The sequence below is a fragment of the Streptomyces sp. NPDC014733 genome (genome assembly GCF_043083385.1).
In the GTDB taxonomy this organism is placed as follows: domain Bacteria; phylum Actinomycetota; class Actinomycetes; order Streptomycetales; family Streptomycetaceae; genus Streptomyces.
On record NZ_JBIBYO010000009.1, the window covers coordinates 80,729 to 101,254 of the forward strand.

The 20,526-nt window shown below is 72.0% G+C and carries 19 protein-coding genes and 1 tRNA gene; 7 read left to right on the forward strand and 13 right to left on the reverse strand.

The features are described from left to right. Positions 1-158: 158 nt before the first annotated feature. Both ACF1BH_RS20925 and ACF1BH_RS20930 read left to right on the forward strand, forming a co-directional pair. On the forward strand, positions 159-968 hold the full coding sequence (locus ACF1BH_RS20925; protein WP_391644217.1) for a trans-aconitate 2-methyltransferase: 810 nt from the start codon (positions 159-161) through the stop codon (positions 966-968). 24 nt (positions 969-992) lie between these two features. Continuing rightward, positions 993-1,373, forward strand: a complete 381-nt coding sequence (locus ACF1BH_RS20930) for a VOC family protein (protein WP_391644219.1) — start codon at positions 993-995, stop codon at positions 1,371-1,373. 64 nt (positions 1,374-1,437) lie between these two features. Here the strand turns inward: ACF1BH_RS20930 and ACF1BH_RS20935 are convergent, their stop codons facing one another. The 4 genes from ACF1BH_RS20935 to ACF1BH_RS20950 are packed head-to-tail and all read right to left on the reverse strand — an operon-like array spanning position 1,438 to position 3,782. After that, positions 1,438-1,698 (reverse strand): hypothetical protein, encoded by a 261-nt coding sequence (locus ACF1BH_RS20935; RefSeq protein WP_391644221.1) that lies wholly within the window; start codon positions 1,696-1,698, stop codon positions 1,438-1,440. Then, positions 1,695-2,042: a DUF6247 family protein gene (locus tag ACF1BH_RS20940; protein WP_391644223.1), complete on the reverse strand. Its 348-nt coding sequence runs from the start codon at positions 2,040-2,042 to the stop codon at positions 1,695-1,697. Before ACF1BH_RS20940 ends, ACF1BH_RS20935 begins: the two co-directional genes overlap by 4 nt. A gap of 59 nt (positions 2,043-2,101) precedes the next feature. Then, the gene (locus ACF1BH_RS20945) at positions 2,102-2,839 is read right to left on the reverse strand and encodes a TetR family transcriptional regulator (protein ID WP_391644225.1); all 738 of its coding nucleotides are present in this window, start codon (positions 2,837-2,839) and stop codon (positions 2,102-2,104) included. Next, positions 2,802-3,782, reverse strand: a complete 981-nt coding sequence (locus tag ACF1BH_RS20950) for an acyl-CoA desaturase (protein WP_391644227.1) — start codon at positions 3,780-3,782, stop codon at positions 2,802-2,804. The genes ACF1BH_RS20945 and ACF1BH_RS20950 overlap by 38 nt, the downstream gene beginning before the upstream one ends. A gap of 444 nt (positions 3,783-4,226) precedes the next feature. Between ACF1BH_RS20950 and ppc the strand changes: the two genes are divergently transcribed. Next, entirely contained in the window at positions 4,227-7,016 is a 2,790-nt protein-coding gene (ppc, locus tag ACF1BH_RS20955; RefSeq protein ID WP_391644229.1) for a phosphoenolpyruvate carboxylase, read from the forward strand. Positions 7,017-7,161: 145 nt separating this feature from the next. Here ppc and ACF1BH_RS20960 read toward each other — a convergent pair whose 3' ends face one another. From ACF1BH_RS20960 to ACF1BH_RS20990, 7 genes are all read right to left on the reverse strand, one after another. Continuing rightward, entirely contained in the window at positions 7,162-7,683 is a 522-nt protein-coding gene (locus ACF1BH_RS20960) for a hypothetical protein (protein WP_391644231.1), read from the reverse strand. A 99-nt stretch (positions 7,684-7,782) separates the two neighbouring features. Beyond that, complete coding sequence (gene pth / locus ACF1BH_RS20965) at positions 7,783-8,370, reverse strand: aminoacyl-tRNA hydrolase (protein ID WP_391644233.1); 588 nt, start codon at positions 8,368-8,370, stop codon at positions 7,783-7,785. A 150-nt stretch (positions 8,371-8,520) separates the two neighbouring features. Then, complete coding sequence (locus ACF1BH_RS20970; protein WP_391644235.1) at positions 8,521-9,111, reverse strand: 50S ribosomal protein L25/general stress protein Ctc; 591 nt, start codon at positions 9,109-9,111, stop codon at positions 8,521-8,523. A 203-nt stretch (positions 9,112-9,314) separates the two neighbouring features. Next, positions 9,315-10,289, reverse strand: a complete 975-nt coding sequence (locus tag ACF1BH_RS20975; protein WP_030282120.1) for a ribose-phosphate diphosphokinase — start codon at positions 10,287-10,289, stop codon at positions 9,315-9,317. Between the two features lie 71 nt (positions 10,290-10,360). After that, on the reverse strand, positions 10,361-11,803 hold the full coding sequence (gene glmU, locus ACF1BH_RS20980; protein WP_391644567.1) for a bifunctional UDP-N-acetylglucosamine diphosphorylase/glucosamine-1-phosphate N-acetyltransferase GlmU: 1,443 nt from the start codon (positions 11,801-11,803) through the stop codon (positions 10,361-10,363). 175 nt (positions 11,804-11,978) lie between these two features. Then, positions 11,979-12,050, reverse strand: a tRNA-Gln gene (locus tag ACF1BH_RS20985). 55 nt (positions 12,051-12,105) lie between these two features. Further along, positions 12,106-12,363 (reverse strand): hypothetical protein, encoded by a 258-nt coding sequence (locus ACF1BH_RS20990; RefSeq protein WP_391644237.1) that lies wholly within the window; start codon positions 12,361-12,363, stop codon positions 12,106-12,108. A gap of 319 nt (positions 12,364-12,682) precedes the next feature. Between ACF1BH_RS20990 and ACF1BH_RS20995 the strand changes: the two genes are divergently transcribed. Beyond that, the gene (locus tag ACF1BH_RS20995) at positions 12,683-14,128 is read left to right on the forward strand and encodes a sensor histidine kinase (RefSeq protein WP_391644239.1); all 1,446 of its coding nucleotides are present in this window, start codon (positions 12,683-12,685) and stop codon (positions 14,126-14,128) included. A 165-nt stretch (positions 14,129-14,293) separates the two neighbouring features. Here the strand turns inward: ACF1BH_RS20995 and ACF1BH_RS21000 are convergent, their stop codons facing one another. Continuing rightward, positions 14,294-14,842, reverse strand: a complete 549-nt coding sequence (locus tag ACF1BH_RS21000; protein WP_391644241.1) for an SUKH-3 domain-containing protein — start codon at positions 14,840-14,842, stop codon at positions 14,294-14,296. 5 nt (positions 14,843-14,847) lie between these two features. Beyond that, entirely contained in the window at positions 14,848-15,360 is a 513-nt protein-coding gene (locus ACF1BH_RS21005; protein WP_391644243.1) for a YwqJ-related putative deaminase, read from the reverse strand. Between the two features lie 293 nt (positions 15,361-15,653). On the opposite strand from ACF1BH_RS21005, the gene ACF1BH_RS21010 reads away from it, so the two are divergent. From ACF1BH_RS21010 to ACF1BH_RS21020, 3 genes are all read left to right on the forward strand, one after another. After that, positions 15,654-16,631: an SMI1/KNR4 family protein gene (locus tag ACF1BH_RS21010; RefSeq protein WP_391644245.1), complete on the forward strand. Its 978-nt coding sequence runs from the start codon at positions 15,654-15,656 to the stop codon at positions 16,629-16,631. Between the two features lie 5 nt (positions 16,632-16,636). Continuing rightward, entirely contained in the window at positions 16,637-19,249 is a 2,613-nt protein-coding gene (locus ACF1BH_RS21015) for an SUKH-4 family immunity protein (RefSeq protein WP_391644569.1), read from the forward strand. Between the two features lie 116 nt (positions 19,250-19,365). Further along, entirely contained in the window at positions 19,366-20,424 is a 1,059-nt protein-coding gene (locus ACF1BH_RS21020; protein ID WP_391644247.1) for an LCP family protein, read from the forward strand. Positions 20,425-20,526: the final 102 nt, after the last annotated feature.

The window sequence follows — 20,526 nt, forward strand, 5'->3', positions numbered from 1 at the left end:
AAGTCTCTTGACATGAGGCTTCTCGACATCAACTATCTCGACGTAGAGATATATCTTCCGGTGCTACCGGGCAGGCCCGCCTGATCCCGTCGCTCCGGCGACGCGTCCCGGCCCCCGGCCCCCCGGAACCGGCCGTACCAGCAGAGGGGTTACCGTCCATGCCCGACACGCCCACCTGGGACCCGCAGCAGTACCTCCGTCACGCGGCGCACCGCAGCCGTCCCTTCCACGACCTCCTCGCCCGGGTGCCCGAGCCGCCCGCGCGCCCCGCCCGGATCGCCGACCTCGGCTGCGGCGCCGGCAACGTCACCGCCCTCCTCGCCGACCGCTGGCCCGACGCCCACATCACCGGCCTCGACAACTCCCCCCAGATGCTGGCCGAGGCCGCCGCCCTCGCCGGGCCCACCCCCGGCGGCGGCCGCCTCGACTTCACCACCGCCGACGCCACCGACTGGGCCCCCGCCGAGCACTTCGACCTGATCGTCTCCAACGCCGCCCTCCAGTGGGTCCCCCACCACCCCGCATCCTTCGGCCGCTGGATCGACGCCCTCACCCCCGGCGGCACCTTCGCCTTCCAGGTCCCCGGCAACTTCACCGCCCCCAGCCACACCCTGCTGAACGAGGTGTGCGGCGCCCCGCGATGGCGCGACCGCCTCGGCGGCCACGCCACCCGCTCCGTCCACGTCCTCGAACCCGTCGACTACCTCGACCGCCTCACCGACCTCGGCTGCACCGCCGACGTCTGGGAGACCACCTACATCCACCTGCTCCAGGGCGAGGACCCCGTCCTCGACTGGGTCAAGGGCACCGCCCTGCGCCCCGTGCTCACCGCCCTCGCCGACGATCCGCCCGCCCGCGAGGAGTTCCTCGCCGAGTACCGCGACCTGCTCCGCGCGGCCTATCCGGTCGGCCGCCACGGCACGCCCTTCCCCTTCCGCCGCATCTTCGCCGTGGCCCGCCGCCGATAGCCGCCGCCCACCAGGAGGAACGCCATGATCACCGGCCTCGACCACGTCCAGCTGGCCGCGCCCCCGGGCAGCGAACCCGCACTGCGGGCCTTCTACACGGGGGTCCTCGGGATGACCGAAGTACCCAAGCCGGAGCCGCTCGCCGCGCGCGGCGGCTGCTGGTTCGAGGCCGGCACCGCCCGACTCCACCTCGGCACCGACCCGGATCACCGCCCGTCCGCCAAGGCCCACGCGGCCTTCCGCGTCCCCGACGCCGACGCCTTCGCCGCCCGGCTGACCGCCGCGGGCGTCCCCGTCACCCGGGATGCCGCCCTGCCGGGCGTCCGCCGGTGCTTCGCCCTCGACCCGGCGGGCAACCGGCTGGAATTCCTGGCGGAAGAGGAGGGGCAGACCGCGGCCGACTGACCGACTGACCGACTGACCGACTGACCGACTGCCCCGGACGTCCGGGGCGGAGCGACGCCCGCTGTCAGCCGTACCAGGTGACGTTGCAGACGTAGACGCACCGGTGACGGGGCACGGCGAGAAAGCTGAGGAAGCCGCGTCCGCGCATCAGGTCGAACTCCCGGAGGCCACCCTCCCGGTCGAAGGGGCGGCCGACCTTCGCCGCCTCCGGGCCCAGCGCGGCCAACTCGGTTGTCAGCCGCTCGACCTCGGCCACGACGCCCGGCGGCAGCCCTTCGGTGACGTATTCGGCGCTCGGGTTGCAGTCCCATGCCCAGTCCGTCACAGCTGGGCCTCCGCCTCTGCCGCCTCCCGGATCCGGCGGATCTCGGCAATGGCGTCGGAGGGGTCCTGCTCGCCGTCCGCCACGATCCGCTCCAGATGGTGCAGGCGGGCAGCGCGCTCCGGGTGGCGTTCGATCGCGACGAAGACCGCCCACGAATGAACGAAGGCCCGCAAGGGTGCGAGGCTCTGCGTTTGCTGCGCGTTCGTCGTGGCCTCGAAGAGATGCTGGGTCAACGCCGGGATCCGGCTCGGGGTGATACGGGCGACCGCCGCCCGCAGTGCGTCAGGCGTGAGCTCGGGCATGGGCAGCAGCGGCCCGTAGGGACTGTCGGACTGAGCGCTCACGGCGGCCTCCGGTGCTGTACGGACCTCGTACAGTACCGGCCGCCGCCCCCGGTGCGGCCTCAGTTCTTGCGGTGGCCCACCAGGCGCGGCTTGGCCTCCAGACCGTCCAGACCGTGCCAGGCGAGATTCACCAGATGGGCGGCGACCTCCGCCTTCTTCGGCTTGCGGACGTCCAGCCACCACTGGCCGGTCAGCGCGACCATGCCGACCAGCGCCTGCGCGTACAGCGGCGCCAGCTTCGGATCGAAACCGCGGGCCTTGAACTCCAGGCCCAGGATGTCCTCCACCTGCGTGGCGATATCGCTGATCAGCGACGCGAAGGTGCCCGTCGACTGGGCGACGGGGGAGTCCCGCACCAGGATGCGGAAGCCATCCGTGAACGTCTCGATGTAGTCGAGGAGGGCGAACGCCGCCTGCTCCAGCAGCTCCCTCGGATGCCCGGCGGTCAGCGCGCCCGTCACCATGTCCAGGAGCTGACGCATCTCGCGGTCGACGACCACGGCGTACAGCCCCTCCTTGCCGCCGAAGTGCTCGTACACCACCGGCTTGGAGACGCCCGCCTTCGCGGCGATCTCCTCCACCGACGTGCCCTCGAAGCCCCGCTCGGCGAAGAGGGTGCGGCCGATGTCGAGCAGTTGCTCACGGCGCTCGGCGCCCGTCATCCGGACCCGCCGGGGCCGCCTCCCACCCCCGCCGGAGGAGGAAGCCTTGCCCTTGTTGCCGTTGCTCACGCTGCTGCCGTCGATCGCCACCAGACAATCATGCCGCCTGGGCGGTCCTGTCCCTGCGCCGGGCATCGATGCGGGACGCGTCCGGCCACCGCACGTCGTACGCCCAGCCCGCCTTCTCGAACCAGCGGATCAGCCGCGCACTCGAATCCAGCTGCCCCCGCAGCACCCCGTGACGTGCGGAGGTCGGGTCCGCGTGGTGCAGGTTGTGCCACGACTCACCGCACGACAGGACCGCCAGCCACCACACGTTCCCCGACCGGTCCCGGGACCGGAACGGCCGCTTGCCCACCGCGTGGCAGATGGAGTTGATCGACCACGTCACGTGGTGCAGCAGCGCCACCCGCACCAGCGAACCCCAGAAGAACGCCGACAGCGCGCCCTGCCAGGACATCGTGGCCACCCCGCCGATCAGCGCCGGCAGCAGCAGCGACACCGTCGTCCACAGCACGAACTGCCGGGAGATCGCCCGCAGCGCCGGGTCCTTCACCAGATCCGGCGCGTACTTGTGCTGCGGCGTCTGCTCCTCGTCGAACATCCAGCCGATGTGCGCCCACCACAAGCCCTTCAGCAGCGCCGGGACCGTCTCGCCGTACCGCCACGGCGAATGCGGGTCGCCCTCCGCGTCGGAGAACCTGTGGTGCCGGCGGTGATCGGCCACCCAGCGCACCAGCGGCCCCTCCACCGCCAGCGACCCCATGATCGCCAGCGTGATCCGCAGCGGCCGCTTCGCCTTGAACGCGCCGTGCGTGAAGTACCGGTGGAAGCCGATCGTGATGCCGTGGCAGCCCACGTAATACATCACCACCAGCAGCCCCAGATCCAGCCAGCTCACCCCCCACCCCCACGCCAGCGGCACCGCCGCGGCCAGTGCCAGGAACGGCACCATGATGAACAGCAGCAGGGTGATCTGCTCGACGGAACCCTTGCTGTCACCCCCCAGCGTCGCCGACGGCAGCGGCGTGCCGGCGGGCCCGGGCGACTCTTCGACGGTCTGCGGATCAGCGGTCATGTGGTGTCCCTCGTCGGGGGCTCGGGGCACGGCTACGGAACCGTAACCTACGGTTTCGTAAGTATGGCAGCGCACCGGCCCCGGACAAGGCTGTGACAGGCCCGTACCCGCCAGCGGGGTGCACCGCCCGGCCACCCCGCCCCGACCCGCACCCCGCCCCGGCCCGCCCCTGACCTGCGGCCCGGCCCGACCGGCACGTTCCCAGCCGGTGGACGGTGTGACCACCCCCCGAACGGGAGACCTATCCTGGTGGGCGTCGGACAGCGCGGTCCGCAACCCGCCCACAAGCCCGGACGTGCACCCCGTCGCCCGCGCCCCCACCGGTACCGAGGAGCCGCGAAGCGACGCACCTCCCGGGCCGTCGCCCGCCACGCCCCGGGACCGCACCGGACCCGGCCGGCACGGCACGACGCCCCGCCCCGATCGCCGCAAGGAGCCGCACCTGTGAGCAGTGCCGACAACACCTCCGCCGCCGAGATCAGCGCCCCCGGAAGCAGCCGGCCGGACAAGCCGGGCACGACCGGCGACAACGGCGACCACACCGCCCTGCGCGCCGACATCCGCCGACTGGGCGACCTCCTCGGCGAGACCCTCGTCCGCCAGGAAGGCCCCGAACTCCTCGAACTCGTCGAGCGGGTCCGCGCCCTCACCCGCTCCGACGGCGAAGCCGCCGCCGAACTCCTCGGCGCCACCGACCTGGCCACCGCCGCCAAGCTGGTCCGCGCCTTCTCCACCTACTTCCACCTCGCCAACGTCACCGAGCAGGTCCACCGCGGCCGCGAGCTGCGCGCCCGCCGCGCCGCGGAGGGCGGCATCCTCAGCCGCACCGCCGACATGCTCAAGGACGCCGACCCCGAGCACCTGCGCGAGACCGCCGCCCACCTCGGCGTACGCCCCGTCTTCACCGCGCACCCCACCGAGGCCGCCCGCCGCTCCGTCCTCACCAAGCTCCGCAAGATCGCCGAGCTGCTGGAGCACACCGACCCCACCGAGCGCCGCCGCACCGACCTCCGTCTCGCCGAGAGCATCGACCTCATCTGGCAGACCGACGAACTCCGCGTCGCCCGCCCCGAGCCCACCGACGAGGCCCGCAACGCCATCTACTACCTCGACGAACTCGGCCGCGGCGCCGTCGGCGACGTCCTCGAAGACCTCGCCGCCGAACTGGAGCGCGCCGGCGCGCCGCTCCCCGCCGGCACCCGCCCGCTCACCTTCGGCACCTGGATCGGCGGCGACCGCGACGGCAACCCCAACGTCACCCCGCAGGTCACCTGGGACGTCCTGATCCTCCAGCACGAACACGGCATCACCGACGCGCTGGAGCACATCGACGAACTCCGCGGCGCCCTCTCCAACTCCATCCGCAACAGCGGCGCCACCGAGGAACTGCTCACCTCCCTCGGCAACGACCTCGAACTCCTCCCCGAGATCAGCCCCCGCTACAAGCGCCTCAACGCCGAGGAGCCCTACCGCCTCAAGGCGACCTGCATCCGCCAGAAGCTCCTCAACACCCGCGAGCGCCTCGCCGCCGACACCCCCCACGTCCCCGGCCGCGACTACCTCGGCACCGCCGAACTCCTCGACGACCTCGCGCTCATCCAGACGTCGCTCCGCGCCCACCGCGGCTCCCTCGTCGCCGACGGCCGCCTGGAACGCACCCTGCGCACCCTCGCCGCCTTCGGCCTCCAGCTCGCCACCATGGACGTCCGCGAACACGCCGACGCCCACCACCACGCCCTCGGCCAGCTCTTCGACCGCCTCGGCGAGGAATCCTGGCGCTACGTCGACATGCCGCGCGAGTACCGCCGCAAGCTGCTCGCCAAGGAACTGCGCTCCCGCCGCCCCCTGGCCCCCAGCCCCGCCCCTCTCGACGAGGCCGGCGCCAAGACCCTCGGCGTCTTCCGCACGATCCTCAAGGCGAAGAAGACCTTCGGCCCCGAGGTCATCGAGTCGTACATCATCTCCATGTGCCAGGGCTCCGACGACGTCCTCGCCGCCACCGTCCTCGCCCGCGAAGCCGGCCTCATCGACCTCCACGCCGGCTGGGCCAAGATCGGCATCGTCCCGCTCCTGGAGACCACCGACGAGCTGAGGATCGCCGACCAGCTCCTCGACGAAATGCTCTCCGACCCCTCCTACCGCCGCCTCGTCGCGCTCCGCGGCGACGTCCAGGAGGTCATGCTCGGCTACTCCGACTCCTCCAAGTTCGGCGGCATCACCACCAGCCAGTGGGAGATCCACCGCGCCCAGCGGCTGCTGCGCGACGTCGCCCACCGCCACGGCGTGCGGCTGCGCCTCTTCCACGGCCGCGGCGGCACCGTCGGCCGCGGCGGCGGCCCCTCCCACGACGCGATCCTCGCCCAGCCCTACGGCACCCTCGAAGGCGAGATCAAGGTCACCGAACAGGGCGAGGTCATCTCCGACAAGTACCTCGTCCCGTCGCTCGCCCGCGAGAACCTGGAACTGACCGTCGCGGCCACCCTCCAGGCCTCCGCCCTGCACACCGAACCCCGCCAGTCCGACGAAGCGCTCTCCCGCTGGGACGCCGCCATGGAGACCGTCTCCGACGCCGCCCACGGCGCCTACCGCCGCCTCGTCGAAGACCCCGACCTGCCCGCCTACTTCTTCGCCGCCACCCCCGTCGACCAGCTCGCCGAACTCCACCTCGGCTCCCGCCCCTCCCGGCGGCCCGACTCCGGCGCCGGACTCGACGGCCTCCGCGCCATCCCGTGGGTCTTCGGCTGGACCCAGTCCCGCCAGATCGTCCCCGGCTGGTACGGCGTCGGCACCGGCCTCAAGGCCGCCCGCGAAGCCGGGCTCGACACCGTCCTCGACGAGATGCACACCCACTGGCACTTCTTCCGCAACTTCCTGTCCAACGTCACCATGACCCTGGCCAAGACCGACCTGCGGATCGCCGAGCACTACGTCGACACCCTCGTCCCCGACGACCTCCAGCACGTCTTCGACACCATCAAGGCCGAACACGCCCTCACCGTCCAGGAAGTCCTCCGCGTCACCGGCGAGAGCGAACTCCTCGACTCCAACCCCGTACTGCGCCAGACCTTCCACATCCGCGACGCCTACCTCGACCCGATCAGCTACCTCCAGGTCTCCCTCCTGGCCCGCCAGCGCGCCGCCGCCGCCCGCGGCGAAGAAGCCGACCCCGTCCTCGCCCGCGCCCTGCTCCTCACCGTCAACGGCGTCGCCGCCGGTCTCCGCAACACCGGCTGAGCCCCGGGCCGGCACCGGCGCGCGACGCCCGGCACACCCCGGCCCCGCACACACCACGGCGGCCCGCCCCCGACACCGGGAGCGGGCCGCCGTCCTTCCAGCACGCCTCATCACCGCCGCACGCATACCGCGGCACCCCCCACCGCTACAACGCCACCCACGCCCCCACCAGCAACGCCACCCCGGCCAGACCCATCCCCCACGCCGTACGCCGCCACCGCAGCCCACCGGCCACCACCAGCGCCGCCAGCAACAACGCCCCCGCGAACGGCACCCACGCATGCAGCACACCCGCCGGCCCCGTCCGCACCGCACGCTCACCCCCCGGCCGCAGCACCACCGTGACCCGCTCACCCACACCCGGCGAAGCCGCCTTCACCAGCGACACCCGGTCCCGCGGCCGGCCCCCGCCGTCCGGCACGAACGGCCCGGCACACCGCTCGTCATCACACGACGCCACCTTCACCGTGCCGTGCTCACGGCCCGCCAACCCCATCGCGTACCGCGCCGACCCCCACGACGTCCACCCACCCGCCACCAGCAACACCGCCGCCACCAGCACCAACAGCCCGTTCCTGACGAGCAGCACCACCCCGAAGGCGCTCTCACCCGCCCGCCGGGTACGACTGCGCTTGACCGGTCTGGAGCTCACACTGCCTCTGGACATGCCCGGGATCTTTGGCCATGGCCCCGCACGCGGTCAACCTACGACTCCACCCGGAAACCCCCACCCGGACCACCCCGGCCCCCGGCCCGCGCCCCCACCTCACGAGTTGTACGTGCTCTGCGCCCGCTCCAACCCCTCCAGGATCAACGCCTCGACCGCATCCGCCGCACGGTCCACGAAGTAGTCCAACTCCTTGCGCTCCGCCGCACCGAAATCCTTCAGCACGAAATCCGCCACCTGCATCCGCCCCGGCGGCCGCCCGATCCCGAACCGCACCCGGTGATACTCCGCACCCGACGACTTCGTGATCGACTTCAACCCGTTGTGCCCGTTGTCGCCACCCCCCAGCTTCAACCGCAACGCACCGTAATCAATATCCAGCTCATCGTGGACCGCCACGATCTGCCCCACCGGCACCTTGTAGAAATCCCGCAGCGCCGACACCGGACCACCCGACAGATTCATGAACGACATCGGCTTGGCCACCACCACCCGACGGCTCCCCGGCCCCGGCGGACCCACCCGGCCCTCCACCACCTGCGCCCGCGCCTTGTGCGCCTTGAACTTCCCCCGCATCCGCTCCGCCAGCAGATCCGCCACCATGAAACCCACATTGTGACGATTGCCCGCATACTCCGGACCCGGATTACCCAGCCCCACCACAAGCCACGGCTCGGCGTCCGCCATCTTCACCACTCCCGCATCCGCCCGGCACCACACCGAGCACCCGACAGCCCGCCACCACAACGGGCCACGAAACAACCCAACCGCCACCCCGCGCCCGAAGGCGCGCGGCAGCGGTTGGAAAACGTCCCACCAGACGGCAGGGACGACGGATCAGCCCTCGGCCGACGCGCCCTCACCCTCGGCCGACTCCGCAGCGGCCTCCGCCTGCGCGGCGACGACCTGCAGCACCACGGCGTCGTCCTCGACGGCCAGCGACGTACCGGCCGGCAGCACGACATCCTTCGCCTGCACCGAGTCACCCGCGGTCAGACCGGCGATCGACACCGTCACCGACTCCGGCAGGTGGGTCGCCTCGGCCTCGACCGACAGCGTGTTCATCAGGTGCTCCAGCAGGTTCGCACCCGGGGCCAGGTCGCCCTCGGTCACGATCGGCACCTCGACGGTGACCTTCTCGCCCTTCTTCACGGACAGGAAGTCCACGTGCACCAGGAAGCCACGGATGGCCTCACGCTGCACCGCCTTGGGGATGACCAGCTCGTCCTGGCCGTCCACGTCCAGACGGATCAGCACGTTCGGGGTCTTCAGCGCCATCATCAGCGCGTGGTTGTGAATGGCCACGTGCTTCGGCTCCGCGCCGTGACCGTAGATGACCGCCGGAACCAGGTTGTCGCGACGCGCCTGACGCGCCGCACCCTTACCGAACTCGGTACGAACCTGGGCGGTGAGCTTGACCTCAGCCATGACTGCACTCCTCGTATCTCAGGAAAACGCTGGCCGTTACCCGGCCCACGACAGACCTGCTACGAAGAGCGCGTCGATAACGGACCGCCGCACACACAGGTGCGGCCTCCCTCGCCGAGCAACTCCGTGAGTCTACCCGGCCGGGAGGCCGCCCCAAAGTCGATCAGCCCATGGGCCGATCAGCACCGACGCCGATCAGCGCCTCACTGCTCGTCGAACAGGCTCGTCACCGAACCGTCCTCGAACACCTCACGGATCGCCCGCGCCACCGTCGGCGCCATCGACAGCACCGTGATCTTGTCCAGCTCCAGCTCCGAAGGCGTCGGCAGCGTATTCGTGAACACGAACTCGCTCACCTTCGAATTCTTCAGCCGGTCCGCCGCCGGACCCGACAGCACGCCATGCGTCGCCGTCACGATCACATCCGCCGCACCATTGGCGAACAGCGCATCCGCCGCGGCACAGATCGTGCCACCCGTGTCGATCATGTCGTCGACCAGGACACACACCCGGTCCTTCACATCGCCGACCACCTCATGGACGGTGACCTGATTCGCCACGTCCTTGTCACGGCGCTTGTGCACGATCGCCAGCGGCGCACCCAGACGGTCACACCAACGGTCCGCCACCCGCACCCGACCCGCGTCCGGCGAGACAACGGTGAGCTTGTTGCGGTCCACCTTCGCGCCCACGTAATCCGCCAGCACCGGCAGCGCGAACAGATGGTCCACCGGACCGTCGAAGAAGCCCATGATCTGATCCGTGTGCAGATCGACCGTGACGATACGGTCCGCACCCGCCGTCTTCATCAGATCCGCGATCAGCCGCGCCGAAATCGGCTCACGGCCACGGTGCTTCTTGTCCTGACGCGCATAACCGTAGAACGGCACGACCACGGTGATGCTCCGGGCCGAAGCCCGCTTCAACGCATCAATCATGATCAGCTGTTCCATGATCCACTTATTGATCGGAGCCGTGTGGCTCTGAATCAGAAAGCAGTCCGCGCCACGCGCCGATTCCTGGTAACGGACGTAGATCTCACCATTGGCGAAGTCGAACGCCTTCGTCGGGACCAGGCCGACACCCAGCTGGTGCGCGACCTCCTCGGCCAGCTCGGGGTGGGCACGTCCGGAGAAGAGCATCAGCTTCTTCTCGCCGGTCGTCTTGATCCCGGTCACAGCAAATCTCCTCGAATTCCTGTTTGCGTGCGCTCAACACGGTACGCCCCGCACGGCGCACCACGGCACGGTCAGCGCTCGCCCTCGGACTCCTGGCGAGCGGAAGAAGCAGCCTGCGCGGCGGCACTCCCGGGCCGCTTACGCGCGACCCAACCCTCGATATTCCGCTGCTGGCCACGCGCGACCGCCAACGAACCCGGGGGCACATCCTTGGTGATGACCGAACCCGCCGCGGTGTACGCGCCGTCCCCGATCGTGACAGGAGCCACAAACATGTTGTCCGACCCCGTCTTGCAATGCGAACCGACCGTGGTGTGATGCTTCGCCTCACCGTCGTAATTCACAAAGACACTCGCCGCGCCGATATTGGTGTACTCACCGATCGTCGCATCCCCCACATACGACAGATGAGGAACCTTCGTCCCCTCACCGATCGACGCGTTCTTCATCTCCACATACGTGCCGGCCTTCGCCTTCGCCCCCAGCACCGTCCCCGGACGCAAATACGCATACGGACCCACCGACGCCCCCGCACCGATCTCCGCACTCTCCGCCACCGTGAACGACGCCACCGCGCCCTCACCCACGACCGTGTCCGTCAACCGCGAATGCGGACCCACCTCGGCACCCGACGCCACCCGCGTCACACCCAACAGCTGCGTCCCCGGATGCACCACCGCATCCGCACCGAACGCCACCGACACATCCACCCACGTCGACGCCGGATCCACCACCGTCACACCCGCGAGCATCGCCCGCTCCAACAGCCGCTCGTTCAACAACCGCCGCGCCTGCGCCAACTGCACACGATTGTTGATCCCCAGAATCTCCCGGTGATCCCCGGCCACCGCCGCACCCACCCGGTGCCCGGCCTCCCGCAGAATCCCCAGCACATCCGTGAGGTACTCCTCACCCTGACTGTTGTCCGTCCGCACCTTGCCCAGCGCCTCGGCCAGCAACCGCGCGTCGAACGCGAACACCCCGGAATTGATCTCCCGGATCGCCCGCTGCGCCGGACTCGCGTCCTTGTGCTCGACGATCTCCGTCACCGCGCCGTTGGCGCCGTCCCGCACGATCCGGCCGTAACCCGTCGCGTCCGGCACCTCGGCGGAGAGCACCGTCACGGCGTTGCCGTCCGCGGCATGCGTCTCACTGAGGCGGCGCAGCGTCTCCCCCGTCAGCAACGGTGTGTCCCCGCACACCACCACGACGGTCCCGTCCAGCGCCGCACCGCCGGCGGTCAGCTCCTCCAGCCCCATCCGCACGGCGTGCCCGGTGCCGTTCTGCTCGTGCTGCACCGCGGTACGGACCGACGGGTCGATCTCGGTCAGATGCGCCCGGACCTGGTCACGGGCGTGGCCCACGACGACGACGAGGTGCTCGGGGTCCAGCTCGCGGGAGGCGGCGACGACATGCCCGACGAGGGACCGCCCGCAGAGGGCGTGGAGGACCTTGGGGGTCGCCGATTTCATGCGGGTTCCCTCACCCGCGGCGAGAACGACGACGGCCGCCAGTGGGGTCTCCCCCGTCCGAGCGGAGCCGAGAACGGGAGGAAGGTTGGCGCTCACGGAGGTGCCCTTCGGCTTCTTGGCTACTTCGGGTGGTGGACATCCGAAGGATACCGGGGCGTATTCCTGGAGAAACGCATGCGGGTCCCGACCTGTCGGCCGGGACCCGAACTTTGCTTTGCTCCCCTGCCAGGGCTCGAACCTGGAACAAATCATCCAAAGTGACCCGTGTTGCCAATTACACCACAGGGGAGTGTTTATGACATCAAACCGGACATTCCGTCAGGCCGGTCATTCGGTACCCAACACTATGCCGTACCACCAGCCTTCGACGCGACGGTACAGCTCTGCGCTCTGCCGTACCCGAACCACGAGGCAGCTCGCGGTAGCCCGAGGTGGCCCTCCCCGACGTTCTTGCGGACCGTCTTCGGGTTGTGCTTCTTGATGGTCGTCTTCTGTGGTGCGGTGGTGTCGATCCCGACGAACTGTGCCCCATACGCCTCGGCGGCCGGTATGTCTGCCGTCGCGTGGATCATCACCTGGTAGGCCAGGTGTGCCGGATCCACGTCGAGAGCCGTAGTCGGGCGAGGAAGACGTGGGAGGTCGTTGTCGTGGATGTGGAGCCGGTCGCGGATCTGGCGTCGGCTGAGGCCCGCGCGGCGGAGGGCGACGGCTTGGGTGCGTAACGCTGCGTGGTCGGGTTGGTGTTCGTGGGCGTGGGTGGACGTCATGGGAACAGGCTGGCGAGACGGGTGTGCGGGTGGGGCGAATATGTGGGCGATTCAATAGTTCGAGGGATAACCGTCGGTAAGGGTGCGTAACGGGTCGGGAACGTGCACGTGCGCTGTTCGGGGGGCCGGGGTGGGCGCCCGTACGCTGGTCGGCATGAGCGCTACGGGGGCAGAGGGAGAGGCCGGGGCGCGGGCGTGTGACGTGCCCGCGCGGGGGCCGTGGTGGTGGGCCCGGCGGCGTGGTGCCGTGCTGGATGTGGTGCTGGCGTTGTTGTCGACGCTGGAGTGCGTCGTGGAGGGCGCGGCGTTCTCGGGTGATGTCGGGATGCCGGAGCCGGTCGGGGTCGCGTTGGGTCTGGTGGCCGGGCCGGTGTTGCTGGTGCGTCGGCGGTGGCCGGTGGTCGTGGTGCTGGTGTCGATCGCGGTGACGCCTGCGGACATGGGTGTGCTGCTGGGGGTGGTGGGCCTCTACACGTTGGCGGCGTCGGACACGCCGCGGCGGACGACGGCGTTGCTGGCCGGGATGACGGTGGCGGGGACGCTGCTGTCGACGTTCCTGAATCTGCGGCAGGAGGTGGCGGCGGATCCGGATTATCAGCCGCCGCTGTGGTTCGTGCCGGTGATGTCGGTGGCGATGGGGTTGGTGGTGACGGCGCCGCCGGTGTTGTGGGGGCTGTATGTGGGTGCCCGGCGGCGGTTGGTGGAGAGTCTGCGGGAGCGGGCGGACGGTTTGGAGCGGGAGCTGTCGCTGTTGGCGGACCGTGCCGAGGAGCGGGCGGAGTGGGCTCGTAACGAGGAGCGGACGCGGATCGCGCGGGAGATGCACGACGTGGTGGCGCACCGGGTGTCGTTGATGGTGGTGCATGCGGCGGCGTTGCAGGCGGTGGCGTTGAAGGATCCGGAGAAGGCGTCGCGGAACGCGGGTCTGGTGGGGGATATGGGGCGCCAGGCGTTGACGGAGTTGCGGGAGATGTTGGGGGTGCTGCGGACGGCGGACGGGTCCGGTGGGCGTTCGGCGTCGGGGGCGTCGGATGAGCCGGAGCGGTTGGCTGCGGTGGCGTCCAGGGCGGCGGCGCAGGCGGGGGTGAAGGCGTCGGTGCCGGGGGCGGTGGCCGGGGAGGCCGGGGGTGTCGAGGCCGAGGGTCCGACGTTGGCGGAGCTGGCGGAGTTGGTGGGTCAGTCGCGTGCGGCGGGGATGGCGGTGGTGCTGTCGGTGGACGGTGTGGAGGGTGCCGGTGTGCCGGGGCGGTATGCGGCGGGGGTGGAGCAGACGGTGTACCGGGTGGTGCAGGAGGCGCTGACCAATGTGCACAAGCATGCGCCGGGGGCGCGGGCGCGGGTGCGGTTGGCGCATCGGGCGGCGGAGGTCGCGGTGCAGGTGGAGAACGGTCCGTCGGATGGTGCGGCGGCGCCGGCGGGGTTGCCGAGTGGGGGGAACGGGCTGGTCGGGATGCGGGAGCGGGTGACGGCGCTGGGGGGTGTGTTCGTGTCGGGTCCGACGGATGCGGGGGGTTTCCGGGTGTCGGCGGTGGTGCCGGTGGGTGGTGCGGCGACGGCTTCGGGGCCGGTTTCCGGTGGTGGGGTGGCTGCCGGGGGGTGAGGCGGTCGGGGGGCGCCGGGGTGTTGCCTGCTGAGGGTTGCCGGTCGCCGGTCGCCGGTCGTCGCGGGCGTGGTGCCCGCGGGTCCGGACGCCGCAGCACCTTCCCTGTGGCCGCACCTCCGTCATGCGCGGTCGTTCACGCGGCCGTAGCGCCGTTTTCCGGTCTCAGGTGTTTTCCGGTCGTACGAGTCGGCTCGGTCGGGTGCCCAGGATCAGGGTGTTGAGGGCGTGGTCGATGGTGGGGCCGAGGTACCAGTCGCCGGTGTGGTCGAGGCTGTAGACGCGGCCTTCGGTGTCGATGGCGAGGAGGGCCTGGGGGTGGCCGGCGGTGTGGGTGCCGCTGAGTTCTTCGCGGCCGAGGGGGGAGACGTCGGTGGCGAGGGCGCGGCCGAGGTCGCCGAGGGTGCGGGCGAGGTGGAGGCCGTGGAGGGGGTCGATGGTGAAGGGGGTGGGGGCGATGTGGCGGCCGGGGCCGGGGCCGGTGATGTGGAGGCCGCCGAATTCGGCCCATGCCTCGACGGCGGCGGGGAAGACGGTGTGGCGGTGGCCGGCGGGGGAGGTGTGGTCGCGGAGGGTGTCGGCCCAGTGTTCGGCGTGTTTGATGTCCCAGCGGCCGGGGGTCCAGCCGGCTTGCTGGAGGGCGACGTCGACGGCCGGGGGGAAGCGGGTGGAGCCGGCGTGGTCGCGGGGGTCGTGGGTTTCGGTGGTGGGCACGGTGGTCAGCTTTCTGCGGGCGTGTGGCCGATGGGCATGACGCCGAAGTGGGCGAGGAGCGCGTCGCAGGAGCGGCAGGGGGGTGCGTAGCTGCCGTGCAGGGGGTCGCCGTCCTCGCGGATGTGACGGGCGGTGATCTTGGAGTGTTTCAGGGAGCGGCGGGCTTCGCCGTTGGTGAGGGGTTTGCGGGAGGCACGTTTGCCGCGGTTGCCCTCGACGGCGGTGAGGTGGCGGGAGAGCAGGACGGCTTCGGGGCAGCGGCCGGTAAATCGTTCGCGCTGGGCGGTGGAGAGGGTGTCGAGGAAGTCCTGGACGAGCGGGTGCAGGGCGGGGGGATGTTCGGCCTTGCTCGCGGTGCAGGTGAGGGTGGCGCCGCGGACGGAGAGGGCGGCGCCGACGGTGGGGAGGATGCCGTCGCGGCGGTGGCGGAGCGTGGGGGTGTGCCCGTCGTCGGCGGTTCCGCTCCAGCCGATGCGGGGGTCGCCGGTGGCGGTGGTGTGGTGTGTCGTGGTGCTCATGCGGTGCTTCCCTCCCTGCAAACCCCCCGGTTGCGGGGGTCAGCCTGCCAAATGTCCCGGGTGTTCCGGTAGTCGGGCATGCCGTGGAGGGCGTCACGGCCGGGTGACAGTGTGTTGCGGGTGGGGTAAGTGGGCTGGCAGGGGCGGGTGTGACGGGTGGGGTGTGGTGGCGTGGGCGGTGGTGTTTGTAGGGGTTCCGCGAGGGGGTGTGGAGGGCGTCCGGTACCTGCGGTGCCTCTTGCGGTACGGCATAGGCTGTGCGCAGTAGCCAGATTCAGCCAGGGGGCACCGCGATGACGACAGGTCGGCTCGGGCAGCATGCCGCGCCACCGAACACCGCTTATGCCGGGCAGGTCGTGCATTTCCCGGATCCGGTCCGTGCCGCCCGGCACCCGGCGGGGGTGCGGGTGGACGGGCAGGGTTTCCCGTCGTTCACGCCGTATGCGCGGGCGGCCGTGGAGATCGCCGAGCCGCCGGAGGGGTTCGGCGTCGACGAGCTGCGGTTGACGGACTACGTGTCGGCGAACGCGGCGATGCATGCGCGGCGGCACGAGCTGTGGGCGGACGGCCCGGCGGTGGCGACGCCGCACGGCTGGACGTGGCATCACGTCGCGGGGACGCGGCGGTTGGAGCTGGTTCCGGTCGAGGTGAAGGCGTTGCTGCGGCACCACGGCGGGCTCGCGACGGCGGCGGTGGCACACGACAAGCGTGGTACGCGGCCGTTGCAGGAGACGCGTCCGGTGCATTTCGGGCTGGCGCACCGGGGGATCTCGGTGGGCGAGGAGCAGGTGGCGCAGGCGGAGGAGGCGCTGGGGTACCGGCTGCCGGGTGCGTACCGGTCGTTCCTGAAGGCGGCGGGGGGCTGTGCGCCGGTGGGGGTGGGGCTGGACGCGGAGTTGGGTCTGTTGGTGGACCAGCCGTTCTTCACGGTGCGTGATGACGCGGCGGTGAACGATCTGGTCTATGTCAACAAGTGTCTGCGGGATCACCTGACGAAGGATTACCTGGGGGTCGCGTTCGCGCAGGGCGGGTTGCTGGCGGTGAAGGTGCGGGGTGACGGCCTCGGCTCGGTGTGGTTCTGCCCGTACGACGATGCGCGGGACCGTGACGGGTGGACGGTGCAGGAGCGGGTGGAGCGGCTGCTGTTGCCGTGCGGGGCGGATTTCGATGCGTTCCTGGAGCGGCTCGCGGGGAATCCGCCGGAGCTGGAGACGGTGGCGAATCTGATGGTGGACGGTGGCTTCGCGCAGGTCGTCCCGGTGGAGGGGTGAGCGCGGTGGTGACGTTCGCGCAGGCGCAGGAGCGTGCGGAGCTGTGGGTCAACGGCGAGGTGCCGGCGCAGCTCCAGCGTGAGGTGCGGGTGCGGGAGTTCGACCTCGGGTTCGTCGCGTGGGCGGAGGACCGGGAGGACGGCCCGCGGTCCGACGGGGGCCGGAGCCGGTTGGTGATCGCGCGAGACAGCGGGGAGACGACGCTGTGGCCGGGGTTGCCGGTGGGTGAGGTGATCCGGCGGTACGAGGAGGAGTACGGCGCGGCGGCGGCGCGTCCGGCGGCGGTGTCGGCGGCGCCGCGGATCGATCTGGAGGCGACGTCGTTCCTGCTGACGCCGCCGGAGTGGTTGCAGGAGGCGGCGGATGCGCGCGCCGGGGCGGCTGCCGCGCCGGCTCCGGCTGCTCCGGCGCCCGCGGCCGTCGGTCCGGTCGGCGGGGACGGTGCGGCCGATGCCTGGGCCGGGGTGAACGTGACGCCGGGGTCCGGTGGTGGGCCGGGGGCGGCGGACGACGACCGGTCGGTGGCGCCGCCGCGGACGGTGTTCGCGCCGCCGCTGGCCGGTCTCGACGAGGTCGGTGAGGAGGACGGGGCGGACACCGCCGCGCAGCGGAGCAGTCCCGAGGCGAAGACCCAGTTGTTGCAGGGCGGCAGTCAGTTGCCGCCGACGCAGGAGGCCCCGGCGATCGAGCGGGAGGCGTCCGGCGGGGTGTCCGGTGTGGCGTCGGCCGACGGCGCGTCGGGTGTGGCCGGTGGCTCCGGTGGCTCCGGTGCGCCCGGTGGTGCGGCGCCGGTGCCGCCGATGCCGTCGGCGCCGCCCGCGGGTCCGGGGCTGGCGGATCTGCCGCCGCCGTCCGGTCCGCCGGTCGCCGATGTGCCGCCGCCGCAGGGTGCCACGCCCGCCGCGTCCGGCCCGCCCGCGCCGCCCGCCGCCGGCGGGGTGCACGCCGCGGCGACGGTGCTGGCCGCCGGTGCCGCGGTGCCCGCCGACGCGGCGGTTCCGCCGCCGCCCCCGGGGGTGCCCGGTGGGGAGAAGGCGGCGTCCGGTGGTGCGGGTGCGCCCGCCGGTGGTTACGTGCCGACGCAGATGGTCTCGCAGGTGGCCGGTGACGGGGTCGACCTGAGCGCGGTGGACGGTGCCGACGGGGCGTCCGGTGGCGCCGGTTCCGGTGCGTCCGGCGGTGGGGTGCATGCCGCGGCGACGATGCTGGCGTCCGGTGCCGCGCTGCCCGAAGCGGCATCCGGGGGTCCCGGTGCGGGCGGCCCCGGCGTACCGCCGCCGCCCGGTCCGCCCGGTGCACCGAAGGGTGCGGGTGCCGCCAAGTCCGGTGGGGCGGGCGGGAGTTCGGGTCCGGACGGTCCGCCGCCGCCCCCTCCGCCGGTGCCCGCGGTCGGTGGCGCCGGGGGCGGGGTGCACGCGGCGGCGACGATGCTGGCCTCCGGCGCGGCGGTGCCCGGCCCGGTGGCGCCCGGCCCGGTGGGCTCCGGTGCGGCCGGTGGCCCCGGTGCGCCGCAGGGCCCGGCGGTGCCGCCGCCCGCCCCGCCGCAGGGCCCCGGTCCCGCCGCGCCGCCGCAGGCCGCACCCCCGCAGGGTGCTCCCGGTGGCTACGGCTATCCGCCGGCGCCGGGCGGTGTGCCGACGGTCGGGCCCGGCTACATGGCGGTGCTCAGCTACCGCGCGCCGGACGGTTCCGAGCAGAAGATCGTCCGCCGGTCGGCGCCGGGTACGCCGCACCCGGAGTGGCAGCTCCTGCACGAGCTGCGGGGGATGAACATCCCGCCGCAGCAGGTGCTGGAGCTCCACACCGAGCTGGAGTGCTGTGAGGTGCCGGGCGGTTACTGTGCCCGGCTGGTCCGGGACACCTGGCCGCAGGTGCGGATCAGCCACACCGCCGCGTACGGCCGCGACCACGCCTCGCGGCAGCAGGGCGTCCGTCATCTCGTCGAGCACCAGGGTGAGTTGCACCAGGTGGCGGACGGTCCGGCGCGGCCCGCGCCGGTGCGGGCGCCGCTGCCGCACCCCTCGCAGGTGCAGCCGGTGCCCCCGGCGCCGCCGCAGGTCGTCGGGCAGGAGCTGGAGCAGGCGTTCGGCCCGCAGGCGCTGTTCCGCTTCGACCAGCGGGCGGTCTCCCGGCAGGGCGTGCCGGAGGTCGTCGCGCAGATGCTGGTCTGGGCGGGGCTGCCGGCCGACTTCGGGCCGTTCTTCTGGGCGCAGGCGCAGCCGGGCCGCCCGGTGCCGACGCTGGCGGAGCTGGCGGCGGAGCGCGGGGTGCAGCCGTCGGCCGACGCGGGCTCGTACCTGGTGATGGGCAACGACTACGGGCGGCAGCTGTGTGTGCAGTACGGCACGGCGCACATCGTGGCGGTGCCGCTGGAGGGGGCGCCCGGCGGGCAGCCCGCCCCGGCGCAGTTCGTCAACAGCGGACTGCCGGAGTTCACGCGCTGTCTGGCGATGCTGGGCCGGATGTGGCGGCTGCGGTACGGGCTGACCCCGGAGCAGGCGGGTCGCTGGACGGTCGATTTCCAGGCGCAGCTGGTGGCGCTCGACCCGGCGGCGCTCGGTTCGCCGGAGACGTGGTGGTCGGTGCTGCTGGAGCAGATGTGGGACGGGCTGCTGTAGGGCGCGTCCGCAAGTTGCGCCGTTGAGACGCCGCTGACCTGCGGTTTTCGGGGTCGGCGGTCCGTCGGCGGTCCGCTCGGGCTGCGGGAGCGGCGCGGCGCGCGGACCATACCGGTATGGAGCAGCTCGGGCAGGAGCCGCCACCGCCGTCCGTGACGACCGACCGTGCCGGGCGGCGCGGCAGGCGCGGCGCCGCCGGGACCGGTCGGCGGCGCCACCGGTGGCTGCGCCGGACCCTGCTGGCGCTGCTGGTCGTGGTGGTGCTGCTGGTCGCCGGGGGTGTGGCGGCGTACCGCTGGGCGGGCGGGCAGGTGCGGCACGTCGCGGCGATCGGTACGTACGTGGGCCGCCCGGCGGCGGGTGTGGGCACGAACTGGCTGCTGGTCGGCTCGGACAGCCGCGCCGGGCTCACCCCGCAGCAGCGTAAGGAGCTGCACGTCGGCAACAGCGGCGGGCGGAACACCGACACGGTGATGGTGCTGCACACCGGCGCCCACGGCCCGTCCCTGGTGAGCCTGCCGCGGGACAGCTACGTTCCGGTGCCGGGCCACGGCCGCCGCAAGATCAACGAGGCGTACGCGGACGGCGGGCCGCAGCTGCTGACCCGCACCGTGGAGCAGGCGACGGGGCTGCGTATCGAGCGGTACGCCGAGGTGAACTTCCTCGGCCTGGTGCAGGTCGTCGACGCGCTCGGCGGCGTACGGATCTGCCCGGCGAAGCCGCTGAAGGACGCGAAGTCCGGTGCGGACTTCCGGGCCGGGTGCCAGCACGTCGACGGGCGGCAGGGGCTGGCGTACGCGCGGGCCCGCTACAGCGATCCGCAGGGCGACCTGGGGCGGGTGAAGCGGCAGCGGCAGCTGATGGGGGCGGTGGCGGACCGGATGCTGAGCACCGGGATGCTGGTCCACCCGTCCCGTCCGGCGCCGGTGGTGCGCACCACGCTCGCCGCGATCCGGGTGGACGAGGGCGCCGGGATCCGGCAGTTGGCGGAGCTGGGCCGGTCGATGCGGAAGATCACCGGCGGCGCGGACCGGGCGGTGACGGTGCCGGTGGCGCAGCCCGGGGTGACCGTCAGCGGCGCGGGGGACGTACTGCTGTGGGACACGCCGAAGGCCCGGCAGTTGTTCGACGCGCTCCGAAAAGATGATCCAATTCCGACTTCTGTCATCAATTGACGCATCCTGGTGGGTGGGAACGGCCCTCCTGCCGCCGTGTGGGCGGTGCGGGCCGCTCCGGAAGTCGAGTGCGGGGCGGCGCGTCGGCCGGACAGAGCGGTC